The organism is Nonomuraea sp. MG754425 (assembly GCF_021699195.1).
Lineage (GTDB): Bacteria > Actinomycetota > Actinomycetes > Streptosporangiales > Streptosporangiaceae > Nonomuraea.
Genome location: NZ_SSXE01000041.1, coordinates 40,710 through 65,080, shown reverse-complemented (window position 1 = coordinate 65,080; position 24,371 = coordinate 40,710). Strand labels below are relative to the sequence as shown.

Below are 24,371 nucleotides of genomic sequence, written 5' to 3'. Positions count from 1 at the left end.
CGGACCCCCACTCCACACCTCCACCTCCCACTCCGCCGACCGCGTCACCGTCGCCCTCACCACCGACGGACCCATCGGAATCGACGTCGAAGCGGTGCCCACCGGGACGGTGGACGACCTGGCGCGCTCGGCGCTCACCGAGCGGGAACAGGACCTGTTGCGAGCCTTCAGTGAGGAGGAGAAGCGTGCGGTGTTCGCCGAGATCTGGGTGCGCAAGGAGGCGGCGCTCAAGGCGACCGGACTGGGCCTGCGCATCTCGCCGACGAAGGTCGAGGTGAGCGGCCCCGGCGACCCGCCCGCGCTGCTGGACTGGCCGCTCGACATCCCGCCCGAGAACGTGTGCTTCCGGTCGCTGTCACCCGGTCCCGGCTACGCGGCCGCGGTCGCGGTGATCGCCGGCGGCCGGGCGATCGAGGCCGTGGAGTTCCACGTCCCCACCGCGCGGCCGGACTTCGCCGACGCCGCGCCGGCCGCCGCGTGACCAGGGAGAGATCCTGATGAAGAAGACATTCCTCCTGCTGCCGGGCTCCTGGGCGGGCGCGTGGATCTGGGAGCCCGTGCTCCGGCGGCTGCGGCTGCGCGGGTACGACGCCCGCGCCGTCACCCTGCGCGGCCTGGCCGCCGGCCAGGACGACGTGGCGGGCATCGGCCTGCAGACGCACGTGGACGACGTCCTGGCCCTGCTGGAGGGCGAGGGGTTGCGGGACGTCGTGCTCGTCGGCCACAACTACTCCGGGCTCGTCGCCGGGCAGGTGGCCGACCGGGCGCCGGGCCGCGTCGCCCACACGGTGCTCGTCGAGGCGTTCCTGCCGCACCAGGGCCGTCCGATGCTGGACGTCTTCCCCGAGCGGCTGAAGGCCCAGGAACTGAGCCTGATCGCCGGCAACGGCGGCCGCTGGCCGGCTCCCGACAGCGACGTGCTGTCCGACGGCCAGGATCTGACGCCCGCGCAGGCCCGCACGCTGGCCGGACGGCTCGTCGGGCACCCGGGCCGGACCGTCGCCGAGCCCGCCGCGCTGAACCGTCCGCTCGCGCGCCAGCGGGGCAGCTACATCGTGTGCACAAAAGAGCACTTCCACGGCCATCTCGCCGCCGACGTCACCGCCCTGCGCGCGGAGCCCACCTGGGACTTCCACACGCTGGACACGGGCTGCTGGCCGATGTGGACGGCGCCCGGGCCGCTCGCCACCGTGCTGTCCGGCATCGCGGCCCGCGCGTCATGAAGGGGCGGCGTCAGGCGGGGGCCTCGACGTGGACGCGGTCGCGGAACCACCGGGCCAGTGCCCGCATCTCGCCGGCCAGCCCGTCCTCGGTCTCCCCGGCCACGGAGACGGTGGCGGCCCGGGCGTTCGACGCCGTCGCCGAGTCCTGGACGGTGTCGCCCGGCCCCACCCGCATCTGCACGTCGGTGACGCAGGGCCGGTCGCGCACGTCGTCGGCGGCGGGCATGGCGCGCACCCGTCCCGGGCGGGCGATCAGGTGCACCCAGCCGTGCGCCCGGGTGTCGTACCGGCGGTCCCGGCCGATGGCCGACGGGCGGCCGAGCACGGCCCTGGCCCACTCGTCGTACAGGTCGACGCCGAACTTGGCGGCCGTGGTCTCCAGCACCATGCCGCCGCCGATGCGGCCCGCGCACTCGCTGAAGGCCAGCCGGTCGCCCTGGTCGAACAGCTCCATGTGGAAGACGCCGTCGGTGTGCCCGAGCGCCTTGAGCGCGGCCGAGGCCAGCTCGCGGACCTGGCGGTACAGGCCGGGGTGGGCGCCGGGATCGACGGTGACCGAGCCGACCAGGCCGCCGTCCTGGATCTCGATGAGGTTCTGCAGGTAGCGGGACAGGCCGAGGAACAGCAGCCGGCCGTCCCTGACCACGCCGTCGGCGTGCATCTCGCCGCCCGTCATGTACTCCTCGACCAGCCACGGCCCCTGACGGCCCGACGCGGCCAGCACGGCGGTGACCCGCTCCAGCGCCTCCTGCCCGCGCACCACGTACGTGTGCTGCGTGGAGACGCCCGAGAGCGGCTTGACCACGAACGGCGGGACGACGCCGGGCTCGTCGAGCGCGTGCACGGTACGGCAGCCGGCGACGGGCAGGCCCGCGTTCCTGACCAGCCGTTTCTGGACCATCTTGTCGCGCAGCGCGACGGCGGTGTCCATCGTCAGCCCGGCCCGGCCGTACGCGGCGGCGAGGACGGCCGCCGGGACGATGCACTCCTCGTGCTCGGAGCAGATCACGTCGAAGCCGCGCGGGTCCACGCCGTCGCGTATGAGCCCGGCGACCACGTCGTCCAGGCGGGTCACCTCGGGGACGACGACCACCGGGCCGGTGAACCCGTGCCGGGCGGGCGCCTCCCGCTCCGCCGCGGGCACGACGAAGGCGGCCTCGCACCCGTGCCGCGCCAGCACGTCGGCCGCGTCGCTCCACCATCCGAGGTACAGGACGCGCGTCGTCATGAGCGCTCCTCCTTCTCCTGCGGGAGTGCGGTGATGGCGCAGCGGTCGTCGGGCATCGGGCGGACGCCGAGCACGCGGAAGCCGGCGGCGCTCAGCAGCGCCTGGTACTCCTCGCGGGTGCGGTTCTGCCCGCCGGGGCTGACCAGCATGTTCAGGTCGGACAGCTTGCCGTTCAGGCACGCGTTGGGCGGGCCGATCTCGCGGTCGACGACGATCAGGTTCGCGTCGGCGGACATCGCCCGGCGGCACTGGCTCAGGATCCGCACGGACTGCTCGTCGTCCCAGTCCTGCAGGACGCCCTTGAGCAGGTACGCGTCCCCGCCCGGCGGCACGGAGGAGAAGAAGTCGCCCCCGACGACGCGGCACCGGCCGGCGACGCCCGCCGCGTCCAGTTCCCGGCGGGCGGCCTCGACGGTCTGCGGCCGGTCGAACAGCACGCCGCGCAGCCGCGGGTGGGCGGCGAGCACGGCGGCCAGTGTCGTGCCCTGGCCGCCGCCGACGTCCACGAGCGTGCCGAACCGGCTGAAGTCGCAGCTTTCCAGCAGGTCCGCCACCAGTCCTCGGGAGAGGTTCATCATGGCCTGGTCGAAGATCGCCTGCTCGTCCGGGTCGGCGGCCCTGGCCTGCCAGACCTTGACGCCGTGCACGAGGTGGAAGGCGTTCTCGCCGGTGCGGACGCCGTCCAGCAGGCCGCCCCACGCCCGCCAGTGGGCTGGCCGGCCGATGTAGCGGGCCCAGCCGCCCATCGGCTCCTTCGCGTCGGAGCGCAGGCACTCCCCCAGCGGGGTCAGCGTGAAGCGGCGGCCGTCGTGCTCGCGGAAGACGCCTGCGGCGGCCAGCGCGCGCAGCAGCCGGTAGAGCGAGGCGGGGTGCGTCCGGGTCTCGGCGGCCAGGTCGTCGTTGCCGCGGGGCAGGTCGCCGAGCAGGTCCGCGAGGCCCAGCGCCGCGGCGGCGTGGATGGCCTGGGAGACCTGATAACCGTTGATCAGTTCACGCAGGACCGCGGCCGGTGGCCGCTCGCAGTCAAGCATCTCACTCCCGTCGAGAAGCGCCGGTTTTCGCCGGTCGCCCTTCGCCGGGCGGCCGGGGCTCGTGGCTCACAGTGGCACGGGACGCCGCGCCGGACTTCTTTCAGCGTGTTTTTCTCCGCCTTTCCGGCCTGGGCCATCGGGCATTCTCGGAGATGTCCCGCGCAGGCCGGCGGTCCACCATTTCTGCTGTGCCCGAATTTCTTGATATCGGGCCGGATTGGAGATTGACGGTGGGGCGCTCTCGTTCTTTGCTGGCCTGTCTGGTGGAGCGTGCCCGCGTCCGGCCCGATTCCGTGGCGCTCGTCATGGGGGACGAGCGCGTCACCTACGCCGGGCTGCACGCCATGGCGGTGGCCGGGGCCGGGCGGCTGGCGGCGCTGGGCCTGCCGGCGGGCCGGGCCGTGGCGGTGCGGGCGGTGAAGTCGCCGCGCACGGTCGCCTCGATCATGGCCTGCCTGCTGGCCGGGCGGCCGTTCCTGCTGCCCTCGGCCGAACTCGGCGAGCACGCGCTGGAGGAGCTGCTGGCCCGCGCCGGCTGCGCCGCGCTCCTCGACGACGACGAACTCCGCGAACTCGGCCCGCACGGGGACGCCGGCCCCGGCGAACGCGGGCACGAGGACGTCTCCTTCATGCTCACCACCTCGGGCTCGACCGGCGTGCCGAAGATCGTGCCGCTGCCGGCCGCAGCCGTGGACCGGTTCACCGACTGGGCCATCGACCGGTTCGGACTCGGGCCCGGCACGGCGGTGCTGAACTACGCGCCGCTCAGCTTCGACCTGTGCCTGCTGGACGTCTGGGCCACCCTCAAGGCGGGCGGCACCGTCGTCGCGGTGGACGCGGCCAGGGCGTCCGACGGCCGTTACCTGGCCGGGCTCATCGAGGCGGAGAACGTGGCGGTGGTCCAGTCGGTGCCGATGATGTACCGCCTGCTGGCCGACGCCTGCCGGGACCGGCCGCTGCGCGGCGTCCGGCACGTGCTCATGACCGGCGACAAGGTCTCGGCCCGGCTGCTGGACGAGCTGCCCGCGCTGTTCCCGGCCGCCCGGCTCTACAACGTCTACGGCTGCACCGAGACCAACGACAGCTTCCTGTACGAGGTCACCGGCGGTGAGCGCAGCCTGCCGATCGGCCGCCCGCTGCCCGGCGTGGAAGCGCTGGTCGTGGACGAGGACGGCACGGTGCTCGACGGCCCGGCGACCGGCGAGCTGCTGGTGCGCACGCCGTTCCAGGCGGCCGGATACCTGGGGCGCGAGGGCGGCTTCGGCGGCGGGCGCTTCCGCTCCGGAGACGTGGTGCACCGCGCCGAAGACGGCGTGTTCACCCTGGTCGGCAGGAACGACTTCCAGGTCAAGGTGCGCGGCACCAGGGTGAACCTGGCGGAGGTCGAGCACCTGCTGCTGGCCCACGAGGCGGCTGTGGACGCCGCCGTGGTCGGCGTCCCCGACGACCTGGCCGGAGTGCGCATCCACGCGGTCGTGCGCAGGACCGCGCCCGGCGCGCTGAACAGCCTGGCGCTGCGCGACTACTGCCGGGCCAGGCTGCCCAGGGCCGCCATCCCCACCACGATCCAGGTCGTGGACGACCCCTTGCCCGTGACGCCGACCGGAAAGCCGGACCGGCAGACGATCCTGCGGAACCTGCGGAACAGGAGTTGAGCATGGACCCTTCGCTGGCCATCAAACAGTACATCGTGCGGGAATTCCTGCCCGACATCGCGCCGGAAGAGCTGGACGACGACTACGACCTCGTCGACAACGGGGTGGTGAACAGCCTCAGCCTGCTTCCGATCATCAATTGGCTGGCCGACCGCTACGACATTCCCATCGACGACGTGGACATCTCGATGAACGACTTCCTGTCCGTCGCCGCCATTCGCCGATTTGTCAGCCGTACCGCACGTGAGCGCGTGCCCGCGCTCTCCGAGAACTGACGGGGGAAAGACCATGATCGTTCGACAGGTTGACGACGTGCCGGGGATCGAGTGGGGCAACGGCATCAGCCGCCGTCTGCTCGTGGCCGACGACGGCATGGGTTACACGCTGACCGACACCACCGTGTGGGCGGGCACGAGGTCGCCGCTGCAGTACCGCAACCACCTGGAGGCGTGCTACTGCGTCTCCGGCACGGGGATGGTCGTGGACTCCGACGGCGGCGAGCACCCGATCGAGCCGGGCACCCTGTACGCGCTCGACCAGCACGACGCCCACTACCTCGTCGCCTCTCCGATGGAGAACCTGCGTCTCATCTGCGTCTTCGCCCCGGCGCTGACCGGGCAGGAGCGGCACGACTTCAGCGGCCTCGAGTTCTCCCAGTACTGACAGGAGCCAGGGTATGCGGGAGTGGAGCGACGGGCAGCGGCGGCTGCGGGAGTCCTTCGCCGAGGTGTTCTCGGCCTGCGGCGAAGGGCACCTCCAGCGGGACCAGGGCGGGGAGTTCCCGCATGCCCAGTGGAAGCTGCTCGCCGAGCAGGGCCTGCTCCGCCTGCCGTTCGACGAGAAGTGGGGCGGACGGGGCGAGGACCTGCTCAGCACGATGCACGTGCTGGAGGGTCTCGGGTACGGCTGCCGCGACAGCGGGCTGAACTTCGCCGTCTCGACCCATGTGGTGAGCACGGGCGTCCCCGTCCAGGCGTTCGGCTCGGACGAGCTCAAGGCGCGCTACCTGCCGTCGATCTGCGACGGCACCGCGATCGGCGCGCACGCGATCACCGAGCGGCACGGCGGCTCCGACGCGACGAGCATGCGGACGACGGCGACCCGGGAGGGCGAGGTCTACCTGCTCAACGGCGAGAAGTGTTTCGTCAGCAGCGGCCCGGTCGCCGACCTGTTCCTGGTGTACGCCAAGACGGACGTCGACCAGGGCATGTTCGGCATGACGGCGTTCGTGGTCGAGCGGGACACCCCGGGCTTCGAGATCGGCCCGCCGATCGACAAGATGGGCCTGCGCACCTCGCCGTTCTGCAACCTGACCTTCACCGACTGCGCGGTGCCGGCCGCGAACGTGGTCGGCCGCCCGGGGCGCGGCTACTTCATCCTCGACCACGTGATGAAGTGGGAGATCCTCTGCTCCTTCATCATCAGCATCGGCGCCGCGCGGCACCGGCTGGAGAGGTGCGTGGAGTTCGCCAGGTCGCGGCTGCAGTTCGGCGCCTCGATCGGCTCCTGCCAGCTCATCGCGGACAAGATCGTCGACATGCGGATCGGGGTGGAGACCGCCGCCCGGTGGCTCTACGACACCGCCGAGAGGTTCGCGGCGGGCGAGGACGTGATGGTGGACATCGCGATCTCCAAGCTGCTGGCCAGCGAGGCGAACCTGAAGTCGGCGGCCGACGCGGTGCAGGTGTTCGGCGCGCGCGGCTACCTCACCGAGTACGGCATCGAGAAGGACCTGCGCGACGCGACCGGAGGGACGATCTACTCCGGCACCTCGGAAGTCCAGCGGGACAAGATCGCCCGCATGCTCGGAATCCAGCGACCTTAAGGGCGAAGAGATGACCGTAGAAACGATCCCCGGGGAGTTCCTCGCGGTGACCGAGTTCCTCGACCATGACCATCCCGTCGTGACGGAGTTCGTCGCGCGCGAGCTCGCCGGGCGCTGGGGCACGCCGAAGGAGAACGCGGTCACGCTCTACTACGCCGTGCGCGACAAGCTCAACTACGAGGTCTACAGCGCCGACCTGAGCCGGGCCGGGCTGCGCGCCAGCGCCGTCATCGCGCGCGGGCAGGGCTTCTGCGTGCACAAGTCGATCGTGTACGCGGCGGTGTGCCGGGCCGCGGGCGTGCCCAGCCGCATCGTGCTCACCGACGTGCGCAACCACCTGGCCTCGCCGCGGCTGCGCGAGCTGGTCGGCGGGGACGTCTTCCGCTTCCACGCGCTCAACTCGGTGTGCCTGGACGGCCGGTGGGTGCGCAACACCCCGGTGTTCAACAAGATGCTCTGCCGCCTGTACGGGATCGCGCCGCTGGAGTTCGACGGCGTCGAGGACAGCGTCTCCCACCCCTACGACCTGCAGGGCCGCCGGTACATGGAGTTCCTGGGCGAGCACGGGGAGTTCGCGGACTTCCCGTACGAGCTGGTCGTGCCGGGCATCCGGGCCGCGCACCCGCGCCTGTTCGCGGGCGAGCACGCCACGACCGGCGGCTCGCTCGTCGTCGAGGCCGGCGACTCCCGGGAGGCGTGACATGATCAGCTCTTCGCGGCTGCTCTCCCCGGGCCGCGACGGCACGCTCGACCAGGTCGTGGACCTGATCGAGCAGCTCGACGGCTGCGTCCAGGGGTTGCAGCGGGCCCAGCTCGACCTGGCCGACCACGCCGCGTACTGCGCGGAGCGGGGCCTGCCGGCCGACGACGCCGGCGTCTTCCACCTGACGCAGACCGTGCACCAGGCCAGGCAGTTGCTCGCGGAGCGGCGCGGCGCGCTCGTCGCGGGGCCGGAGCCGGACGGCCGGGCGCTGTCCGGCGGCGAGGCCGGGCTGCGCTGGGGCCTGGCCACGCTCGCCTACGTCCGGGACGCGATGGAGTGGTGCTCGGCCTCCTACGGGCAGGCCGGCACGATCCAGTTCTTCGACCTGGCCGCCCAGGACTCCCCCAGGGTCAACTACGAGCGCTACGAGCACCGCTCGGTCGAGCAGGTCGAGGAGCAGTTGCTCAGCACGCTCGGCCTGTGGCCGGAGGAGCACGGGCTCAGTGTCACCTCCTCCGGCGTCGCCGCCTACTCCCTGGTGGAGTCGTTCCTGGTCAGGGACCGGCTGCGGCCGGGCGACAAGGTGCTCATCGCGCCGTACATCTACTTCGAGGCGGCCGAGCAGCTCTCCTGCCTGCCGCCGTACGAGGTCGTCTGGGCCGCGCGCTACGAGGTGGAGGACCTGGTCGAGGACGTGCTGCGGCACCGGCCGCGGTGCCTGTTCGCCGACCCGCTGACCAACACGGCCCAGCAGCGCATGGTGGATCTGCGGGCGCTGACCGAGCGGCTGCGCGAGACGCTCACCTGGCCGCTCACCCTGGTCGTGGACGGCACCATGATGTCCGGGGTGCTGCCGCCCGACCTGCTCGCCGGCGGCGGCAACCTGGAGATCGTCTACTACGAGAGCTGCTCCAAGTACCTTCAGCTCGGGCTGGACTCCAACATGGCCGGGCTCGTGGCCTACCCGGCGTACCTGCGGGAGCGTTTCGAGCGGCTGCGCCGCAACTCCGGCTCGATCCTGTACCGGCACGCCGCCGACATGTTCCCGCGCTACCGTCCGGAGAGCTACCGCAGGCGGATGGGCCGCATCGGCGACAACGCCCGCCGGATCGCCGCCCTGCTGGGCGCGGACCCGCGGGTGCGCGCGGCCGGGCAGGTCTTCCACCCCACGCTGGACGGGCATCCGGACGCGGAGGTCGCGCGCACGCTCGGGTACGCGGGCGGCTGCGTCACCTTCCTCTTCCACGACCCCGACCGCAACACCAGGAGCGGGCTGGACGAGGTGATCGACGCGACGATCGGCCGGGCCGGGGCCCTGGGCGCGCAGCTCACCAAGGGCGCCAGCTTCGGCTTCTCCGTGCCGCGGCTGTCGGCCGCCGACGCCTTCGCCGAGGGCGAGCCGCCCTTCCTCCGGTTGTACGCGGGCGACCGCGGCACCCAGGTCGAGCCGCTGGCCGAGCAGGGACAGCCAGGTCACCGCGGTCACGATGTTGATCGCCACGACGTCGTGGCGATCAACATCGTGACCGCGGTGACCTGGCTGTCCCTGCTGTACGCGCTGAAGTACCTGGAGCCGGCGATCGTCAACGTCGTCGCGCTCGCGATCGGCCCGGCGCTGGTGGCGCTGGCCTCGCCGCTGATGCGCAAGGGGCATCCGCTGCTGCGGGGCGAGGTCGTGGTGTCCGTGGGGGTGCTCGCGCTGATCGGCCTGCTGATGTGGGGGTCGGCGACGGGCATGAGCGGGCTGGGCCGGCTCGACTCCTCGGAGGCCGTCGTGGGTCTGGTGCTGACGATCGTGTGCGGCCTGAGCTGCACGGCCAACGTCATCTACTCCAAGCGGCTCAGCGACGCCGGGCTGACGCCGTCCTCGTCGCTGGCGATCCGGTACTTCCTGGCCATCGGCGCGTCATGGGTGTTCGTGCTGGCCGGCGGCGACGTCCGGATCGGGGAGGCGTTCCTGCCGGCCGCGGTGATCGCGTTCATCGGCATCGCGCTGCCCAACTACCTGAGCCAGGTCGGCATCAAGCACGTCGAGCCGATCACCGCCGCGCTGATCGGCACCCTGTCGCCGATCTTCGCGTTCCTGCTGCAACTGTTCGACAGCCGGCTGACCCCGTCGGCGCTCACGCTCGGGGGCCTGGTCGGCATCACGGCCCTGGTCGTCCTCGGGGTGGTCGTCAGGGCCCGGCACGACAGATCCGCGGCGGCCGAGCCGCCGGTCCGGGCCGAAGTCGGCGCGGGATGAGAGGAGAGCGCTCATGCGCAGTGTGCTGATCGTGGACTACGCGGGCCGCGGCCACGCCTTCGCCGACCTGTTCGTCCGGACCGACCCGGACATCACCGTGCACTACGCGCCGGGCTGCGCGGCGATCGAGCACGACCGCATCGTCTCGGTGCCGTGGCTCGACCTGTACGACCCCGACCCGGCCCCCATGGTGCGCTACGCCCTCGACGCGGGCGTGGACCTGGTGCTGGTCGCCCACCCCAGACCGCTGGCCAACGGGTACGTGGACGCCTTCCGCGCGGCGGGGCTGCCCACGATCGGACCGGACCGGTCGGCGGCCCGCCTGGAGTCGAGCAAGGTGTTCACCAAGGACCTGTGCTCCAGGCACGGCATCGCCACCGCCGCCTACCGGTGGTTCGACGAGCCGGGCGCGGCCGTCGAGCACATCCGCGCGACCGGCGCGCCACTGGTGGTCAAGTGCGACTACTCCTGCCAGGGCAACGGCGTGTTCGTCTGCGACGACGTGGACGAGGCCGTGGAGGCGGTCGAGCGGCTGATGGTCACCAGGGACTTCGGCCCCGGCGGCGCCCGCGTGGTGGTCGAGGAGAAACTCGTCGGCGAGGAGCAGCTCTTCTTCGTCCTGGTGTCCGGCGAGCAGTACGTGATGTTGCCGATGGCCGTGGACTACCCCCGTTCGGAGGACGGCAACGCGGGGCCGATGTGCGGCGGGATGGGCGCGTTCTGCCCGCATCCGGGCGAGACGGCGGAGGTCGTCGGGCGGTTCGAGGAGCAGATGTTGCGCCCGCTGCTGGCCGCGGCCACGGCGGAGGGCATCGACTACACCGGCGTGCTCTACGCCGACTGCATGCTGGTCGGCGACCGGCTCTACCTGATCGAGATCAACGCCCGGATGGGCGATCCCGAGGCGGAGGTCGTCTTCCCGCGCATCACCTCGAACTTCACCGAGGTGTGCCGGGCCGTCCTGGAGCGGCGGCTGGACGAGCTGCCGCCGCTGGAGCTGAGCGCGGAGCACTTCGTGGACGTGTCGGCGACCCAGGGGCCCGACGGCGTGCACCCCGGCTGGCCGTACGGGGAGGTCGGCCGCGGCCACCCGGTGACCGGCGTGCGGGACGTGGACCCCGACCGGTGCCAGGTGTTCTACGGCTCGGTCCGGCTGACCGAGGAGGACGAGCTCGTCTCCGACGGCGGCAAGGTCGTGCACGTGGTCGGCCGCGGGGACACGCTGGAGCAGGCGATCGACCACGCCTACGAGGGGATCTCGAAGATCTCCTTCACCGGGATCAGGTACCGCACCGACATCGGCAAGGTCCTGCCATGGGAGTGAGCACGGCCGCGCGGTCCATCGACTGGCGCGACGGCGCGGTGGTGGCGGTGGACCAGCGCGCGCTGCCGGGCGAGTACCGGCTCATGCGCCTGACGACGGTGGACGAGATCATCGTGGCGATCACGACGCTGGCCGTCAGGGGGGCGCCCGCCATCGGCGCCGCCGGCGCGTTCGGCGTGGTGCTGGCCGCCCTGGCCCACGGCGACGAGGCGGCGGTGCGCGCGGACGCCGAGCGGCTGGCCGCGGCCCGGCCGACCGCGGTCAACCTGCGCTGGGGCGTGGACCGGGCGCTGCGGCGGCTGCCCGAGGGCGCGGACGCGGTGCTCGACGAGGCCCTGGCGCTGCTGACGGAGGACGAGGCGACCACGAGGGCCGCCGCACGGCGCGCCGCCGCGTGGGTGCTGGCCGCCTGCCCGCGCCGGCCGCTGCGGGTGCTGACGCACTGCAACACCGGACGGCTGGCCACGGTGGCCTGGGGCACGGCGCTGGGCGCGATCAGGGAGCTGGCGGCGATGGGGCAGCTCGGCGAGGTGCTGGCGGGCGAGACCCGGCCGCTGTTGCAGGGCGCCCGCCTGACCGTGTGGGAGCTGGCCGAGGCGGGCATCCCGCACCGGCTGTGCGTCGACTCGGCGGGGCCGGCGGCGATCGCGGCGGGCCTGGTGGACTGCGTGCTGGTGGGCGCGGACCGGATCACCGCCGGCGGCGACGTGGCCAACAAGATCGGCACCTACTCGCTGGCGCTGGCCGCCGCCCGGCACGGGATCCCGTTCGTGGTGGTGGCGACGGAGTCGACGCTCGACCCGGCCATCGCCGACGGCCGCGACATCGTGATCGAGGAGCGCGCCGCGGAGGAGGTCACCGGGTACGCGGGCCTGGACGTCGCCCCCGCCGGGACCCGGGCGTACAACCCGGCCTTCGACGTGACGCCGCGCGAGCTGATCACGGCCATCGTCCTGGAGGACACCGTCATGGAGAGCACCGTTCTGGAGAGCACTGTCATGGAGACGTCATGAACCGCGTGGCCACCGCGCCGCGGGCGGAGGAGTCGCTGGCCGCCATGGCCAAGGCCCTGTACGCGCGAGGCTGGATGGAGGGCACGGCGGGCAACCTGTCGGTCCGGCTGGACGACGGGCGGGCGCTGATCACCGCCAGCGGGCTGAGCAAGGGCGAGCTGACCCCGGACGACATGGTGCTCGTGGAGGCGGAGACCGGCAGCCCGCTCACGCCGGACGGCCGCCGGCCCTCGGCGGAGACGTGCATCCACGCCGCCCTGTACCGGGTCTTCCCCGGCTGCGGGGCGGTCGTGCACGCGCACTGCCCGTACGGCACCGCGGTGTCGGCCGGGGCGGGCGGGAACAGCGTGCGCTTCACCGGCTTCGAGATCATCAAGGGGCTGGGGCTGGCGGACCCCTCGCAGGTCGAGGTGCCGGTCTTCGCGAACTGGGCGGACGTGCCGCGGATCGCCCACGAGGTGGCCGAGCGCTACGCGGCCCCCGGGCCGGGCACGCCGCCGGTCTTCCTCATCGAGCACCACGGTGCGACGGCCTGGGGCCCCACGCTGGAGGCCGCCCGTAACCGGCTGGAGTGCCTGGAGGCGCTCTGCCGGCTCCACCTGATCACCCCCCGATCTTCCGAGGAGCCCAGATGACCGTCCTGCAGATCATGTCGGAGTCGGGGGCGACGGTGCTGCGCACCGGCGACGCCGCCCGCATCGGGGAGGAGCTGGCGCCGCACGGCGTGCGGTTCGAACGCTGGACGGCCGGGCGCGAGCTGGCGCCGGGCGCGGGCTCCGACGAGGTGCTGGCCGCCTACCGCGAGGAGGTGGAGCGGATCCGCGAGAGCGGCGGCTTCACCCTCATCGACGTCGTGCGGATGCGGCCCGACGACGCCGACCCCGCCTGGCCGCAGGCGGCGCGGGCCGCCAGGGAGAAGTTCCTCAACGAGCACCGGCACGACGAGGACGAGGTGCGCTTCTTCGTCGAGGGCCGGGGCTGCTTCTACCTGCACCTGCGCGACCGCGTGTACGCGGTGGTGTGCGAGGCGGGCGACCTGCTGTCGGTGCCGACCGGCACCCGGCACTGGTTCGACATGGGCGAGCGGCCGGAGTTCTGCGCGATCCGGTTCTTCCAGGAGGAGGACGGCTGGGTGGGCGACTTCACCGGCGACCCGATCGCCTCGGCCATCCCGTCGCTCGACGAGCTGCTGGCCCCGGTCTCGTGATCCGCGCCGTGCTCGTGGACGTCGAGGGCACCACCAGCTCGCTGAGCGCGGTGCGCGACGTCCTGTTCCCGTACGCGCGCGAGCGTCTGGCGGACTGGGCGGGCTCGGCCAGGCCCGGCGTGGCCGAGATCGTCGGCCGGGTGAGCGAGCTGTCGGGGCGGCCCGCGTCCGAGGCGGTCGCCGTGCTGCGTGACTGGATCGACCGTGACGTGAAGGCGGCGCCGCTCAAGGAGTTGCAGGGGCTGATCTGGGCGGCCGGGTTCGAGGCGGGCGAGCTGAGCGCGCACGTGTACGACGACGTGCCGCCGGCGCTGCGGGCGTGGACCGGGGCGGGGCTGCGGGTGTACGTGTACTCCTCCGGCTCGGTCGTGGCGCAGCGGGTCTGGTTCGCCAACACCCGGCACGGCGACCTGTCGGCGTACCTGTCGGGCCACTTCGACATCCCCTCCGCCGGCCCCAAGCGCGAGCCCTGCTCCTACCGGCGCATCGCCGGCGCGCTCGGCGTGCCGCCCGGGGAGCTGGTCTTCCTGTCCGACACCCTCGGCGAGCTGGACGCGGCCCGCGCCGCCGGGCTGCGCACGGTGGGCGTCAGCCGCCCGCAGGACGGCTCGCCCGGCACCACCGGCCATCTGACCGTTCCCGCCTTCGACCGGCTCGACCTGGACGGGGACCGGCCGCGCGCGCGGATGGAGGTGTGCGATGCCCTCCAACGTGCCCGCTGACGTCATGGCGGCCCGTCTGCGCGGCTTCGGCTCCACGATCTTCGCGGAGATGACCCGGCTGGCGGAGCGGACCGGGGCGCTCAACCTGGGCCAGGGCTTCCCTTCCGAGGACGGTCCGTGGTTCATGCTGGAGGCCGCCCGCGAGGCGATCGCCTCCGGCGTGAACCAGTACCCGCCCTGCCCCGGCCTGCCCGAACTGCGGGCCGCGATCGCCGGGCAACGCGCGGAGGACCGGGGCACGCCGTACGACCCCGACTCCGAGATCGTGGTGACGGCCGGGGCGACCGAGGCGCTCGCGGCGGCGCTGCTCGCGCTGTGCGAGCCGGGCGACGAGGTCGTGCTGTTCGAGCCGTACTACGACTCGTACGCGGCGGGCGTGGCCATGGCCGGCGGCGTGCGCGTCCCGGTGCTGCTGCGCCCGGACGGCGACCGGTTCGCCTTCGACCCCGCCGAGCTGCGCGCGGCGATCTCGCCGCGGACCCGCCTGCTGCTGTTCAACAGCCCGCACAACCCGACGGGCAAGGTGTTCACCGCGGAGGAACTGCGCCTGGTCGCGGAGCTGTGCGTGGAGCACGACCTGCTCGTGGTCGCCGACGAGGTGTACGAGTACCTCACCTACGACGGCCTGCGGCACCTCAGCCTGGCCGCCTTGCCCGGCATGCGCGAGCGCACGCTGGTGGTCTCGTCGGCCGGCAAGAGCTTCAACGTCACCGGCTGGAAGGTCGGCTGGGCGTGCGGGCCGGAGCGGCTGGTCACGGCGGTGCGCACGGCCAAGCAGTTCCTCACGTTCGCCGTCGGCACGCCGTTCCAGGCGGCCGTGGCCGCGGGGCTGCTCGGCCGGCGGCAGTGGCTGGACGGGCTGCGGTCGAGCCTGGCACGCCGCCGGGACCTGCTGGCGGGCCGGCTGGCGGCGGCGGGCGTACGCGCGTACGCCTGCGAGGGCACGTACTTCCTCCAGGTGGACTCCCGGTCGCTCGGGTATCCCGACGGCGAGTTGCTGTGCGGGGACCTGGCGACGCGGGCCGGGGTGGTGGCCATCCCGAGCACCGCCTTCTACGACCGCAAGCACGCCGGCCGCTCGCTGGTCCGCCTGGCCTTCTGCAAGCAGGACGACGTCCTGGCACAGGCCGCGGACCGGATCGGGGCGTTCGCCGCGGACATTCTCGCGACCACGAAAGGATGATCGTGAACGCTTACAGCGCGGAGATCGGGATCATCGGCGGGAGCGGGTTCTACTCGCTCGTCGAGAACACCAGGGAGATCGCGGTCTCCACTCCGTACGGCGAGCCGTCCGACCCGCTGGCGATCGCCGAGATCTCCGGCCGGCGGGTGGCCTTCCTGCCCCGGCACGGCCGCGACCACCGCCATCCGCCGCACCGGATCAACTACCGGGCGAACCTGTGGGCGCTGCGTTCGGTCGGGGTGCGGCAGATCCTCGCCCCGTGCGCGGTCGGGTCGCTGCGGCCCGAGCTCGGGCCGGGCGCGGTGGTGGTGCCCGACCAGCTCGTGGACCGGACGTCCGGGCGGACGCAGACGTTCTACGACGTCTCGGCCGTGCATGTGCCGTTCGCCGACCCGTACTGCCCCGAGGGCCGGGAGACCGTGCTCGACGTGGCCATGGAGACGGGCGAGGACTGCGTGGACGGCGGCACCATGGTGGTGATCGAGGGGCCGCGCTTCTCCAGCCGGGCCGAGTCGCAGTGGTACGCCGCCCAGGGCTGGTCGCTGGTCAACATGACCGGGCACCCGGAGGCGGTGCTGGCCCGCGAGCTGGCGATGTGTTACGTGCCGATCGCGATGGTCACGGACCTGGACGCGGGGCTCGGCGTCGGCTCGGGGGTGCGGCAGGACGAGGTGTTCGAGATCTTCCACCACAACCTCGCCCGCCTGCGCACCCTGGTGCTCTCGACCGTCTCGGGCCTGCCGCGCGAGCGTACGTGCCTGTGCGTGCGGGCCCTGGACGGCGTCGATCTCCCCTTGCGGATCCCCGGTTACGCCCCTCAGCCGGCCGCCACGGCGTCGATCGCGACCAGCCACTCCTCGTCGTAGATGCCGGCGACGACGATGCACTGGGCCGGCGCGTGCTCGCCGAGGACCTCGTGGCGGATGCGCGCGTTGGCCTCCCTGTCGCCGCGGTCGGCCAGGAAGACGCTGATCTTGACGAGGTTCTCGGCGCCCATCCCGGCCGATTCGAGAACGGCGAGGAGGTTGCGCCAGGCCAGCCGGCACTGGGCGTCGAACCCCTCCGGGACCTTTCCGTCGTCGTCGAGCGGGACCTGCGCGGTGACGAAAAGCAGCCGGTTGAATTCGGTGACGGAAACGCAATTGCTGTAAGAACGCGGATCGATGTCCATCCTGGTCAGTTTCATATTCAGATGATACGCCAGGAACGGCGGCAATCCGATATTTATGAATTTCTCCGAGAAAACGAATCGAGGCGGATCGTGGCACTCACACATTGGGCATTCATCTACACCGCGCCCGGCGCTGACCCCGAGCGGGACACGCGCCTGGTGGAGACCGGCGGGCGCAAGACCTCCCTGGTGGCGGTCGAGAAGCCGGAGCAGGCCGTGGCGCTCGTGCCGCAACTTGTGGCCGACGGGGTGCAGCTCATCGAGCTGTGCGGGGCGTTCGGCGCCACCTGGACGGCGAAAGTCGCCGAGGCCGCCGACGGGAAGGTGCCGGTCGGCTCGGTCGCCTACGGGGCCGAGTCGATCGACCCGCTCTGCGCGTTGTTCGGCTGACCGGGCGAACTGACGGAAAAGGCGCCCCCGAATTACCGGGGGCGCCTTTGCCCGCGCCTTTTTCCAGGTGCGTGGAATTACTCGTCCAGGCCCGTCCAGCGCCACACGCGGCCGGTGCCGGCCGTGCTGCGCACGCCTTCGTCGGACATCTCGAAATGGCCGAAGTCGAGCACGTAGAGGCTGTCGCCGGCGTGCAGGACGTCGATGGGGCGGCTGAGCGGGATGCCCACGTCGAGGCGGCTGGTGGACCAGTCGGCCGGATCCACCAGCAGGAGGTGACGGCCGATCGGCGGCCCGCCCGCGGGCAGGCACATCGGCGCCTCGTCGCCGAACAGCGCGAGCACCAGCCGTCCCGACGGCGTCACGGCGAACTTGGTGGCCGCGACGTGCGGCTCGAAGGCCACCAGCGCCTGCTCGGGCGGCGGCAGCTCGTCGTGGTTGGCCAGGATGAACTCCGGGTGCGGGCCGCGCTCCGGACGGAAGCCGGGGTCGGTCACCGGACGGCCGCCGACGAAGTCCGGCCAGCCGTACCACCGTCCCGGCCGGACCTCGAACAGCAGGTCCGGCGCGTTGCCGATGGGCCTGCTGCCCCGGTCGTCGGCGCCCTGGTCGAGCGCCAGCAGCCGGCCGTCGGGCAGGAAGCCCAGGCCGAACGCGTTGCGCAGGCCCCAGGCCACCAGCTCCAGGCCGCCGCCGTCGAGGTCGCAGCGCAGCACCGCCGCCGTGCACGGCAGCGCGGCGGGGATGCGCCGGCCCTGCTCGGCGGGGGTGCCGAAGGGCACGAACGCCCCCGTGCGGGCGTGCGCCCCCGGCGTGTCGGGGCGCGGGTCCGCGGTGCGGACGTCGTGGCCGGTGAGGACCACGTCCAGGCCCGGCACGTCGTGCGCGTGCGGCAGGCGGCGCAGCCAGCCCAGCTCGTAGGCGTCCAGGCCGATCACGCCCAGGTTGGACATCGCGCCCTGGCTGAAGTAGAGCTTGCCGTCCGGGCCGACGACCGGGGCGTTGGTGTGGTAGTTGCCCGGTCCCGGCAGGCCGTCGATGACCGTGGTGCGGACGCCGTCCGGGGTGATGCGGCTGATCCGGCCGCACCCGCCCTCGGCGGCGTAGAGCGCGCCGTCGTGCCAGGACAGGCCCGTGACCGGCCCGGCCAGGCCCTCGGCGATCAGCGTCCGGGATCCGGCCGCGACCGGGTCCCCGCCGTCGTCCGGGCCCTGGGGGACGTCGTCCAGCCGCCAGATCCGGCCGCCCGGCGGGGCCCCGCCGAAGGGCAGGCCGGACTCCGCCACGTAGAGGCGGCCCCGGTCGTCGGCGGCCAGGCTGGTGGGGAACTGCAGCCCGGCGGCGACCAGGACGGGCGACTCCGTCGCGAGCGCGGCGGCCCTCACCGCCCCTCCCCCGCACCCAGCCGGTAGGCGACCAGCTCCGGCCGCTGCCCCTCGCTCTGCGGCCAGGCGGCCACGGCCAGCAGGTACGCCCCGTGGACGGCCACCGGCGAGTTCGTCGCGGCCGGCAGACCGGCCTGCCAGGCGAGCTCGCCCGTGCCGGCGCGCACGGCGTGCACGGTCCCGTCGAAGGTCGTGGTGAACACCAGGTCGTTGACCACCGTCGCGCCGCCGAACGGCGACTGGTCGAGCGGGTGCGTCCACGCGATCCGGCCCGTGACCAGGTCGATCGCGGTCAGCTCGCCGCCCGACTCGGTGGGCGAGACCACCGGCGGCGGCTCCTGCCGCTCCCAGGTGGCGCCGACGTTGTTGACCGCCACGTAGACCTTGGTGTCGTCGGCCGCGGCCGGCGAGATCACGCCGCCCAGCACGCCGGGATACACGGTGTACGGGAAGGCGGACAGCTTGTCGTACTCCCCGCGCATGGCGTGCAGGTTGTCGTCGTCGTGCCCGTTGTGCCGGCCGACCGGGCGCTTCCACAGCAGCTTGCCGGTGACCTCGTCGAACTGGTAGACGACGCCCATCTTGCCGGAGCCGACCACGACGGGCCGCCGCCCGGCGCGGGTCAGGACCGGGGAGTTCTGGAAGTCCCAGTCGTAGATGTCGTGCGGCAGCACCTGGTTGTGCCAGACGACCTTGCCGGTACGGGCGTCGAGCTTGACCATCGAGTTGGAGTACAGGTTCGGGCCCGGCCGGCTGGAGCCCCAGGGGAACTCGGCGGTGCCGATGAACGGGCCCGGGTTGGCCACCGACGCGTAGACGTCGCCGTCCTGGTCGAAGCTGGGCGGGTACCACAGGCCGCCGCCGGCGTTGAGGTCCGGGCGGCCCCACAGGTCCTTGGGCACGGTGTCGAACGACCACTTGGGGACGCCGGTGCGCGCGTCGAGCGCCCACAGGACCCCCTGGCCCTCGCCGGCCAGGAAGTGACCGGCGTTGCCGGGGACGGTCGAGACGTAGACCGTGCCGTGGTCGACCCCCGGGGCCATGTCGATGCCCTCGAAGTCGTTCTGCACGAGCTTCCTGCTCCACAGCTCCGCGCCGGTGCGCGCGTCGAGCGCGAAGGCGTGCGTGGAGGTCGCGCCGAACACCTTGCCGTAGGCGACCGCGACGCCGTTCGGGCCGACGCTGCGCAGGTCGTAGGTTCGGGTCCAGAGCAGGCGGCCGGTGCTCAGCTCGACCGCGTACACGTTGGAGTCGAGGTCCTGGGTGTAGACGACGCCGTCGGCGACCACGGGGGTGGCGGCGTGACCGCCCGGCCACAGGTCGGTGCGGGCCTGAAGAGGCACCCGCCAGGCGACGCCGAGGCGCGCCACGGTGCGCGAGCTGATGGGGCCGCCGACCCGACGGGTGCCCGCCTTGTCGGCGTTGGGCAACGACCACGACGTGCCGGGACCGGCCACCTGACCGGCTGTGCCGACAGCGGGGGCGGCGGGACCGGCGGTGACGGCGGACGCGCCGGCCAGGCCGGACGCGGTGCCCGGCTGGCCGGCGAGTGCCACGGTGAGCAGCACGGCCGCGGCGGCTGACGCCGGGCGGCCGGGCCGCGTGGTGCGGGGGATCCAGGTCTTCCGGGGCATCCGGGCCGCCTCAGCGCCCCGCGCGGGCGGGCCGCGCGCGCACCGGGAGGTGGAGAGGCCGGTCCGCGGTCCGGTACAGCCACCACTGGACCAGCATCAGGTTGCCGACCCAGCCGACCCACCGGGCGGCCTCGATCAGGTAGAGGATCTCCGCGCCGTTGAGCAGGCCCACGTTGACGATGACGACGCCCCACACGTTGTTCATCACGAGCGCGAAGCTGTAGAGCATGAACCGCCGGTGCAGGGCGTACTTGCCGCGCCGGACGAGCACGTACCCGGCGATGGTGCAGGCCAGCCACAGGACCGTCGCCGCGGTGACGCCGATCTGGCCGACAGGCGTCGCGAACCGGACGAGGATCAGCCCGATCACGCCGGTGACCAGCGCCGCCACCACGTAGATCCGGCCGCTCCAGCGGTGCACGGCCGGCCGGTTGATCCGCAGCTTCGGCCAGACCTGGAGCACGACGGTCACCATCGAGACGGTGCCGAAGACGATGTGGCCCCACAGGAGCGGGTAGTAGGCGGGGAAGCCGTCGTGCGGGGGCAACGGGGCGAGGCTCTCGTTCGCCCCGGCGCGGGCGAAGGGCGTGACCTGGTAGTAGAGGAATCCGGCGACGACCAGAGCCAGGGGGATGATCCAGGGCCTGCGCCACCAGCGCGGTTCGGTGCGGGTCGCGGCCGGTCTGTCCAGATCACCGGCCGGGGGTGTCTTGATGGGGATCTCTGTCTGAGACACGGTTCTTCCTAACGCCGAGCTGATCGGGAGTGCGGCGGCCGGCCGCTTCTTCAGGCGCCGATCGGGGTGTTCTGGTAGGCGGTCAGCAGCCACTGACCGTCCTGTTTGGCGAGCACCCAGGTGGCCCGCACGGCGCGCTCCGGCGCCACTTCGCTCTCGCCGGGGACCAGCACGCCGCCCTTGGTGACCAGGACCGCGAAGTCCGGGCCGAGGATCCGCGCGGAGATCGGGGTGCCGGCGACACGGGTGCCGCGGTAGGGGCCGGCGTACGCCTGGGTCATGAAGGCGCGGATGGCCTCCCGCCCCGCGGCGAAGTTGCCGGGCAGGACCATGGTCGCGTCCTCGGTGAAGACCTCGGCGAAGGCGTCGGCGTCGTTGCCCGCCCAGGCGGCGATGATGCGCTGGGGCACCTCGCCGATGGCGGTCAGGTCGTCGGTCGCGGTGGTGGTGGAAGGTGACATGAACGCGTTCCTCACTCACGGGGAAGGGAGTCGGCCAGGGGTGCTAGCGCCATCGCGCACACTCGCATCCTGATCGCCGCCGCCGGTGCCGCGCATCTCGCGGGTTGCTCTGCGTGCCGGTGAGGAAAGCACGCTCGAAGTGGCCGCGGCGCGGCCGCCGGGCAAGACTCTCTTTCAAACTATGCCGCCGGTTCTCCTCCCCGGACGGCACCTGATCGCTCATCCGCCCACACAGAGAGAGATTCAGATGAACACGACGTCGTCGGACGGCACCATCATCTCGTTCGACCGGCTGGGCAGCGGCCCGGCGGTCGTCCTCGTCCAGGGCGCTTTCACCGACCGTACTCACCCGACCTGGGCCGGCCTGGCCGAGATTCTCAAGTCGAGCTACACCGTGTTCAACTACGACCGCCGCGGGCGGGGCGAGAGCGGCGACACGGCGCCGTACGCGGTGGAGCGGGAGATCGAGGACCTCGAGGCCGTCATCAAGGAGGCCGGCGGCTCGGCGCTGGTGTTCGGCGGTTCCTCGGGCGCCGGGCTGGCGTTGCAGGCGGCGGCCCGCGGCCTGCCGATCACGAAACTGGCGCTGTGGGAGCCTCCCTACCACGTCGGCGGCTCTCGTCCCGCGCTGCCGGACGACTTCGCCGAGCAGCTCGCCGACCTCGTCGCCGAGGAGCGCCGGGGCGACGCGGCCGTGCTGTTCATGACGGCGGCGGCCGACATCCCCGACGAGATGGCGGCCGAGATGCGCGGCGCCCCCTACTGGCCCGAGGTCGAGCGGGTGGCCCACACGCTCTCGTACGAGATCGCGGTCATGGGCCGGGGCAACAAGATGCCGGCCGAGCTGTCCGGGATCACCGTCCCGACGCTGGTGCTGACCGGCGAGAAGAGCGCCCCCTGGATGGGCGTGGCGGCCAAGGCGGTCAGCGAGACGGTCACGACCGGCGAGCTGGGCGTGCTCACCGGCCAGACCCACGAGGTGGACCACGAGGCGCTCGCCCCGGCACTGGACCGCTTCTTCTCCGCCTGACGCCGGCGACCGAACGGCACACGGATCAGGCCCCGGATCCCCCTCCGGGGCCTGACGCGTTCCCGGCTCAGGGGGCGCTGACGATGACCGGCACGCCGTTGAAGACGGCGTTGCCCGACAGCTCGTCCACCACCGACTCGTCGGTGAGCGTGTTGGCGTTGACGCCCGGACGCCGTGCCGCGACCCGCTGCGGGGTGCCCTGGTGGCCCCACCCGTGGGGCAGGCTGACGACGCCCGGCATGATGGCCTCGGTCAGCTCCAGCGGCACCACCAGCTCACCCGCGGCGGAGCGGACGAGTGCCTGCTCCCCCAGCCCGAGCCTTTCGGCGTCCGCGGGATGGATGTGCAGGGTGCACCGGTTGCTGCCGCCGGCCAGCGCCGGCACGTTGTGCAGCCAACTGTTGTTGGAACGCAGTTGCCGCCGTCCGATCAGCACGAACTCGGCGGGCGGCGCGGCCAGCCTTGCGCGCAGGCGGCCGAGCGCGGCCAGCAGGGTCGGCGACGCCAGCTCGACCCGCCCCGACGGCGTGCGCAGCAGCCCGGCCAGCCGGGGCCCCAGGGGGCCGAGGTCGATGCCGCTCGGGTGCTCGCGCAGCCGCTCCAGCGTCAGGTCGTAGGGGCCGAGCTTGAGCAGCGCGTCCAGCATCAGCTCGGGGCCGCTGTCACCGGTCAGCCCGGGACGCAGCTCGGCGGCCCGCTCCCCGAGCACCTGGCCGAGGATCGCCTCGTCGAGCTCGCCCGGCTCCGCGTCGGCCCCCTGCCCGGCGGCGATCAACGTGAGCCGGGCCAGGATCTCCGCCTCCGAGAGCTGTCCCGGCTCCAGCGGATGGACCGGCGGCGAGAACCTGGTGTAGTTGCGCACCGCCACGGTGAGCAGCAGGAAGTCGTAGTGCGGGCTCTGCAGGATGCGCGGCGGCGGCAGGATGACGTCGGCGTGCCTGGTCGTCTCGTTGAGGTACGGGTCCACGCAGACCATGAAGTCCAGGCCGGTCAGCGCGCGTTCCAGCCTGGGCCCGTTCGGCGCGGACAGCGCGAGGTTGCCCGCGACCGTCACCAGCGCTCTGACCTGGCCCTCGCCCGGCGTCTCGATCTCGTCGGCGAGCGTGGCGACGGGCAGCTCGCCGAGCACCTCGGGCAGCCCGCGGGCGCGGCTGCGCCACTGGCCGCTCTCGAACGGCTGACCGCTCCTGAAGATCTCCAGGATGGCCGGCTCGGGAATCATCACCCCGCCCGGCCGGTCGAAGTTGCCGGTCAGCACGTTGATCACGTCCACCAGCCAGTTCGACTGGGTGCCGAACTCGGACGTGCAGGTGCCGATGCGCGAGTAGACCGCGGCCGACGGGGCGGCGGCCAGCTCGCGGGCCAGCCGGGCGATGTCGTCCGCCGGGACGCCGCAGGCGGGCGAGACCGCGTCCGGGGAGAAGCCCGCCACGTGCCGCCGCAGCTCCTCCAGCCCCTCGACCTCCAGGTCGATGCGCGTGAGCCGCTCGGCGAGCAGGGTGTGCACGATGCCGAGCAGCAGCAGGGCGTCGGTGCCCGGCCGGATGAACAGGTGCTCGTCGGCGACGGCCGCGGTGCGGGTGCGGCGCGGGTCCACGACCACCAGCCGGCCGCCGCGCCGCCGCAGCGCCCTGAGCCTGCCGGGGAAGTCGGGGGCGGCGCACAGCGAGCCGTGCGACTCCACCGGGTTCGCGCCGAGGACCAGCAGATAGTCGGTGCGGTCCAGGTCGGGCACGGCGATGGCGAACGGGTCGCCGAACAGGTGCCCGGAGGCCACGTGCTTGGGCATCTGGTCGATGGTGCTGGCGGAGAAGACGTTGCGGGTGCCGAGCGCCTGGGTCAGCGGCATCCGGTACATGAACCCGGCCATGGTGTGGAAGGTCGGGTTGCCGAAGTAGACGGCCAGGGCCTGCCTGCCGTACCGGTCCGCCACCCGGCCGAGCCCCTGCTCGACCGCCTCGAACGCCTCCTGCCAGGTGGCGGTCACCCACTCGCCGTCCTTGCGGACCAGGGGGCCGCTCAGCCGGTCGGGGTCAGCGTCGAGCTGCCCCAGGGAGGCGCCCTTCGGGCAGACGTAGCCTCGGGAGAAGGGGTCGTCGGGGTCGCCGCGCACCGACGTCACCCGCCCGTCCGGGTCGAGGTCGAGCGTGAGCCCGCAGACGGCGTCGCAGATGGGGCAGGTGCGGTGTGCGGTGGCCATGGAGC

At 72.7% G+C, this 24,371-nt stretch carries 25 protein-coding genes; 17 read left to right on the top strand and 8 right to left on the bottom strand.

All coding sequences use genetic code 11. From position 1 onward, the window contains the following. Positions 1-481: 4'-phosphopantetheinyl transferase superfamily protein (locus tag FAF44_RS16810; RefSeq protein WP_237104104.1), on the top strand; the 481-nt coding region annotated here is incomplete at its 5' end. Positions 482-497: 16 nt separating this feature from the next. Continuing rightward, positions 498-1,223 (top strand): alpha/beta hydrolase, encoded by a 726-nt coding sequence (locus FAF44_RS16805; RefSeq protein WP_237104103.1) that lies wholly within the window; start codon positions 498-500, stop codon positions 1,221-1,223. Positions 1,224-1,233: 10 nt separating this feature from the next. On the opposite strand, the gene FAF44_RS16800 is transcribed toward FAF44_RS16805, so the two are convergent. After that, a complete protein-coding gene (locus FAF44_RS16800; RefSeq protein ID WP_237104102.1) occupies positions 1,234-2,451 on the bottom strand; it encodes a hypothetical protein in 1,218 nt (405 codons plus the stop codon). Beyond that, positions 2,448-3,482 carry a methyltransferase gene (locus tag FAF44_RS16795; RefSeq protein WP_237104101.1) on the bottom strand — a complete coding sequence of 345 codons (1,035 nt, stop codon included), beginning with the start codon at positions 3,480-3,482 and terminating at the stop codon, positions 2,448-2,450. Before FAF44_RS16795 ends, FAF44_RS16800 begins: the two co-directional genes overlap by 4 nt. A 263-nt stretch (positions 3,483-3,745) precedes the next feature. On the opposite strand from FAF44_RS16795, the gene FAF44_RS16790 reads away from it, so the two are divergent. The 13 genes from FAF44_RS16790 to FAF44_RS16730 are packed head-to-tail and all read left to right on the top strand — an operon-like array spanning position 3,746 to position 16,225. Further along, positions 3,746-5,137, top strand: coding sequence for an AMP-binding protein (locus FAF44_RS16790; protein ID WP_237104100.1), 1,392 nt, complete (start codon positions 3,746-3,748; stop codon positions 5,135-5,137). 2 nt (positions 5,138-5,139) lie between these two features. Beyond that, entirely contained in the window at positions 5,140-5,412 is a 273-nt protein-coding gene (locus tag FAF44_RS16785; RefSeq protein ID WP_237104099.1) for a phosphopantetheine-binding protein, read from the top strand. A 13-nt stretch (positions 5,413-5,425) separates the two neighbouring features. After that, positions 5,426-5,800, top strand: coding sequence for an ectoine synthase (locus FAF44_RS16780; RefSeq protein ID WP_237104098.1), 375 nt, complete (start codon positions 5,426-5,428; stop codon positions 5,798-5,800). A gap of 13 nt (positions 5,801-5,813) precedes the next feature. After that, positions 5,814-6,962 (top strand): acyl-CoA dehydrogenase family protein, encoded by a 1,149-nt coding sequence (locus FAF44_RS16775; protein WP_237104097.1) that lies wholly within the window; start codon positions 5,814-5,816, stop codon positions 6,960-6,962. Between the two features lie 10 nt (positions 6,963-6,972). Beyond that, positions 6,973-7,662 carry a transglutaminase family protein gene (locus tag FAF44_RS16770; RefSeq protein ID WP_237104096.1) on the top strand — a complete coding sequence of 230 codons (690 nt, stop codon included), beginning with the start codon at positions 6,973-6,975 and terminating at the stop codon, positions 7,660-7,662. Between the two features lies 1 nt (position 7,663). Next, positions 7,664-9,910 (top strand): PLP-dependent transferase, encoded by a 2,247-nt coding sequence (locus FAF44_RS16765; protein ID WP_237104095.1) that lies wholly within the window; start codon positions 7,664-7,666, stop codon positions 9,908-9,910. Positions 9,911-9,923: 13 nt separating this feature from the next. After that, positions 9,924-11,234 (top strand): phosphoribosylamine--glycine ligase, encoded by a 1,311-nt coding sequence (gene purD / locus FAF44_RS16760; RefSeq protein ID WP_237104094.1) that lies wholly within the window; start codon positions 9,924-9,926, stop codon positions 11,232-11,234. Further along, positions 11,225-12,247: an S-methyl-5-thioribose-1-phosphate isomerase gene (mtnA, locus tag FAF44_RS16755; RefSeq protein ID WP_237104093.1), complete on the top strand. Its 1,023-nt coding sequence runs from the start codon at positions 11,225-11,227 to the stop codon at positions 12,245-12,247. Before purD ends, mtnA begins: the two co-directional genes overlap by 10 nt. Then, positions 12,244-12,882, top strand: a complete 639-nt coding sequence (mtnB, locus tag FAF44_RS16750) for a methylthioribulose 1-phosphate dehydratase (protein ID WP_237104092.1) — start codon at positions 12,244-12,246, stop codon at positions 12,880-12,882. Before mtnA ends, mtnB begins: the two co-directional genes overlap by 4 nt. Next, a complete protein-coding gene (locus FAF44_RS16745) occupies positions 12,879-13,454 on the top strand; it encodes an acireductone dioxygenase (protein WP_237104091.1) in 576 nt (191 codons plus the stop codon). The genes mtnB and FAF44_RS16745 overlap by 4 nt, the downstream gene beginning before the upstream one ends. Continuing rightward, positions 13,451-14,176, top strand: coding sequence for an acireductone synthase (mtnC, locus tag FAF44_RS16740; RefSeq protein WP_237104090.1), 726 nt, complete (start codon positions 13,451-13,453; stop codon positions 14,174-14,176). The genes FAF44_RS16745 and mtnC overlap by 4 nt, the downstream gene beginning before the upstream one ends. Further along, positions 14,154-15,359: a pyridoxal phosphate-dependent aminotransferase gene (locus tag FAF44_RS16735; protein WP_237104089.1), complete on the top strand. Its 1,206-nt coding sequence runs from the start codon at positions 14,154-14,156 to the stop codon at positions 15,357-15,359. Before mtnC ends, FAF44_RS16735 begins: the two co-directional genes overlap by 23 nt. Before the next feature lie 2 nt (positions 15,360-15,361). Beyond that, complete coding sequence (locus FAF44_RS16730) at positions 15,362-16,225, top strand: S-methyl-5'-thioadenosine phosphorylase (protein ID WP_237104088.1); 864 nt, start codon at positions 15,362-15,364, stop codon at positions 16,223-16,225. Here the strand turns inward: FAF44_RS16730 and FAF44_RS16725 are convergent. Then, positions 16,177-16,530 carry a RidA family protein gene (locus FAF44_RS16725; RefSeq protein WP_237104087.1) on the bottom strand — a complete coding sequence of 118 codons (354 nt, stop codon included), beginning with the start codon at positions 16,528-16,530 and terminating at the stop codon, positions 16,177-16,179. The genes FAF44_RS16730 and FAF44_RS16725 overlap by 49 nt on opposite strands. 90 nt (positions 16,531-16,620) lie before the next feature. Here FAF44_RS16725 and FAF44_RS16720 point away from each other — a divergent pair, with 90 nt between their 5' ends. Further along, positions 16,621-16,920 carry a DUF6506 family protein gene (locus FAF44_RS16720; RefSeq protein ID WP_237104086.1) on the top strand — a complete coding sequence of 100 codons (300 nt, stop codon included), beginning with the start codon at positions 16,621-16,623 and terminating at the stop codon, positions 16,918-16,920. A 77-nt stretch (positions 16,921-16,997) separates the two neighbouring features. On the opposite strand, the gene FAF44_RS16715 is transcribed toward FAF44_RS16720, so the two are convergent. The 4 genes from FAF44_RS16715 to FAF44_RS16700 are packed head-to-tail and all read right to left on the bottom strand — an operon-like array spanning position 16,998 to position 21,136. Continuing rightward, entirely contained in the window at positions 16,998-18,305 is a 1,308-nt protein-coding gene (locus tag FAF44_RS16715; protein WP_237104085.1) for a sorbosone dehydrogenase family protein, read from the bottom strand. Next, positions 18,302-19,939 (bottom strand): PQQ-binding-like beta-propeller repeat protein, encoded by a 1,638-nt coding sequence (locus FAF44_RS16710; RefSeq protein ID WP_237104084.1) that lies wholly within the window; start codon positions 19,937-19,939, stop codon positions 18,302-18,304. Before FAF44_RS16710 ends, FAF44_RS16715 begins: the two co-directional genes overlap by 4 nt. 10 nt (positions 19,940-19,949) lie before the next feature. Beyond that, complete coding sequence (locus tag FAF44_RS54705; RefSeq protein WP_308193332.1) at positions 19,950-20,675, bottom strand: DUF2306 domain-containing protein; 726 nt, start codon at positions 20,673-20,675, stop codon at positions 19,950-19,952. Positions 20,676-20,725: 50 nt separating this feature from the next. Further along, positions 20,726-21,136, bottom strand: a complete 411-nt coding sequence (locus FAF44_RS16700) for an SgcJ/EcaC family oxidoreductase (RefSeq protein ID WP_237104083.1) — start codon at positions 21,134-21,136, stop codon at positions 20,726-20,728. Positions 21,137-21,383: 247 nt separating this feature from the next. Between FAF44_RS16700 and FAF44_RS16695 the strand changes: the two genes are divergently transcribed. After that, positions 21,384-22,166 carry an alpha/beta fold hydrolase gene (locus FAF44_RS16695; protein WP_237104082.1) on the top strand — a complete coding sequence of 261 codons (783 nt, stop codon included), beginning with the start codon at positions 21,384-21,386 and terminating at the stop codon, positions 22,164-22,166. A gap of 67 nt (positions 22,167-22,233) precedes the next feature. On the opposite strand, the gene FAF44_RS16690 is transcribed toward FAF44_RS16695, so the two are convergent. Then, complete coding sequence (locus FAF44_RS16690; protein WP_237104081.1) at positions 22,234-24,366, bottom strand: molybdopterin-dependent oxidoreductase; 2,133 nt, start codon at positions 24,364-24,366, stop codon at positions 22,234-22,236. Positions 24,367-24,371 lie beyond the last annotated feature (5 nt).

What these genes read in the sequence shown, in the direction of transcription:
- FAF44_RS16805 (WP_237104103.1), top strand. Translation starts at nt 498, where the DNA reads ATGAAGAAGACATTCCTCCTGCTGCCGGGCTCCTGGGCGGGCGCGTGG.
- FAF44_RS16800 (WP_237104102.1), bottom strand. Translation starts at nt 2,451, where the DNA reads ATGACGACGCGCGTCCTGTACCTCGGATGGTGGAGCGACGCGGCCGAC.
- FAF44_RS16795 (WP_237104101.1), bottom strand. Translation starts at nt 3,482, where the DNA reads ATGCTTGACTGCGAGCGGCCACCGGCCGCGGTCCTGCGTGAACTGATC.
- FAF44_RS16785 (WP_237104099.1), top strand. Translation starts at nt 5,140, where the DNA reads ATGGACCCTTCGCTGGCCATCAAACAGTACATCGTGCGGGAATTCCTG.
- FAF44_RS16780 (WP_237104098.1), top strand. Translation starts at nt 5,426, where the DNA reads ATGATCGTTCGACAGGTTGACGACGTGCCGGGGATCGAGTGGGGCAAC.
- FAF44_RS16775 (WP_237104097.1), top strand. Translation starts at nt 5,814, where the DNA reads ATGCGGGAGTGGAGCGACGGGCAGCGGCGGCTGCGGGAGTCCTTCGCC.
- FAF44_RS16770 (WP_237104096.1), top strand. Translation starts at nt 6,973, where the DNA reads ATGACCGTAGAAACGATCCCCGGGGAGTTCCTCGCGGTGACCGAGTTC.
- FAF44_RS16765 (WP_237104095.1), top strand. Translation starts at nt 7,664, where the DNA reads ATGATCAGCTCTTCGCGGCTGCTCTCCCCGGGCCGCGACGGCACGCTC.
- purD (WP_237104094.1), top strand. Translation starts at nt 9,924, where the DNA reads ATGCGCAGTGTGCTGATCGTGGACTACGCGGGCCGCGGCCACGCCTTC.
- mtnA (WP_237104093.1), top strand. Translation starts at nt 11,225, where the DNA reads ATGGGAGTGAGCACGGCCGCGCGGTCCATCGACTGGCGCGACGGCGCG.
- mtnB (WP_237104092.1), top strand. Translation starts at nt 12,244, where the DNA reads ATGAACCGCGTGGCCACCGCGCCGCGGGCGGAGGAGTCGCTGGCCGCC.
- FAF44_RS16745 (WP_237104091.1), top strand. Translation starts at nt 12,879, where the DNA reads ATGACCGTCCTGCAGATCATGTCGGAGTCGGGGGCGACGGTGCTGCGC.
- FAF44_RS16735 (WP_237104089.1), top strand. Translation starts at nt 14,154, where the DNA reads ATGCCCTCCAACGTGCCCGCTGACGTCATGGCGGCCCGTCTGCGCGGC.
- FAF44_RS16725 (WP_237104087.1), bottom strand. Translation starts at nt 16,530, where the DNA reads ATGGACATCGATCCGCGTTCTTACAGCAATTGCGTTTCCGTCACCGAA.
- FAF44_RS16710 (WP_237104084.1), bottom strand. Translation starts at nt 19,939, where the DNA reads ATGCCCCGGAAGACCTGGATCCCCCGCACCACGCGGCCCGGCCGCCCG.
- FAF44_RS16700 (WP_237104083.1), bottom strand. Translation starts at nt 21,136, where the DNA reads ATGTCACCTTCCACCACCACCGCGACCGACGACCTGACCGCCATCGGC.
- FAF44_RS16695 (WP_237104082.1), top strand. Translation starts at nt 21,384, where the DNA reads ATGAACACGACGTCGTCGGACGGCACCATCATCTCGTTCGACCGGCTG.
- FAF44_RS16690 (WP_237104081.1), bottom strand. Translation starts at nt 24,366, where the DNA reads ATGGCCACCGCACACCGCACCTGCCCCATCTGCGACGCCGTCTGCGGG.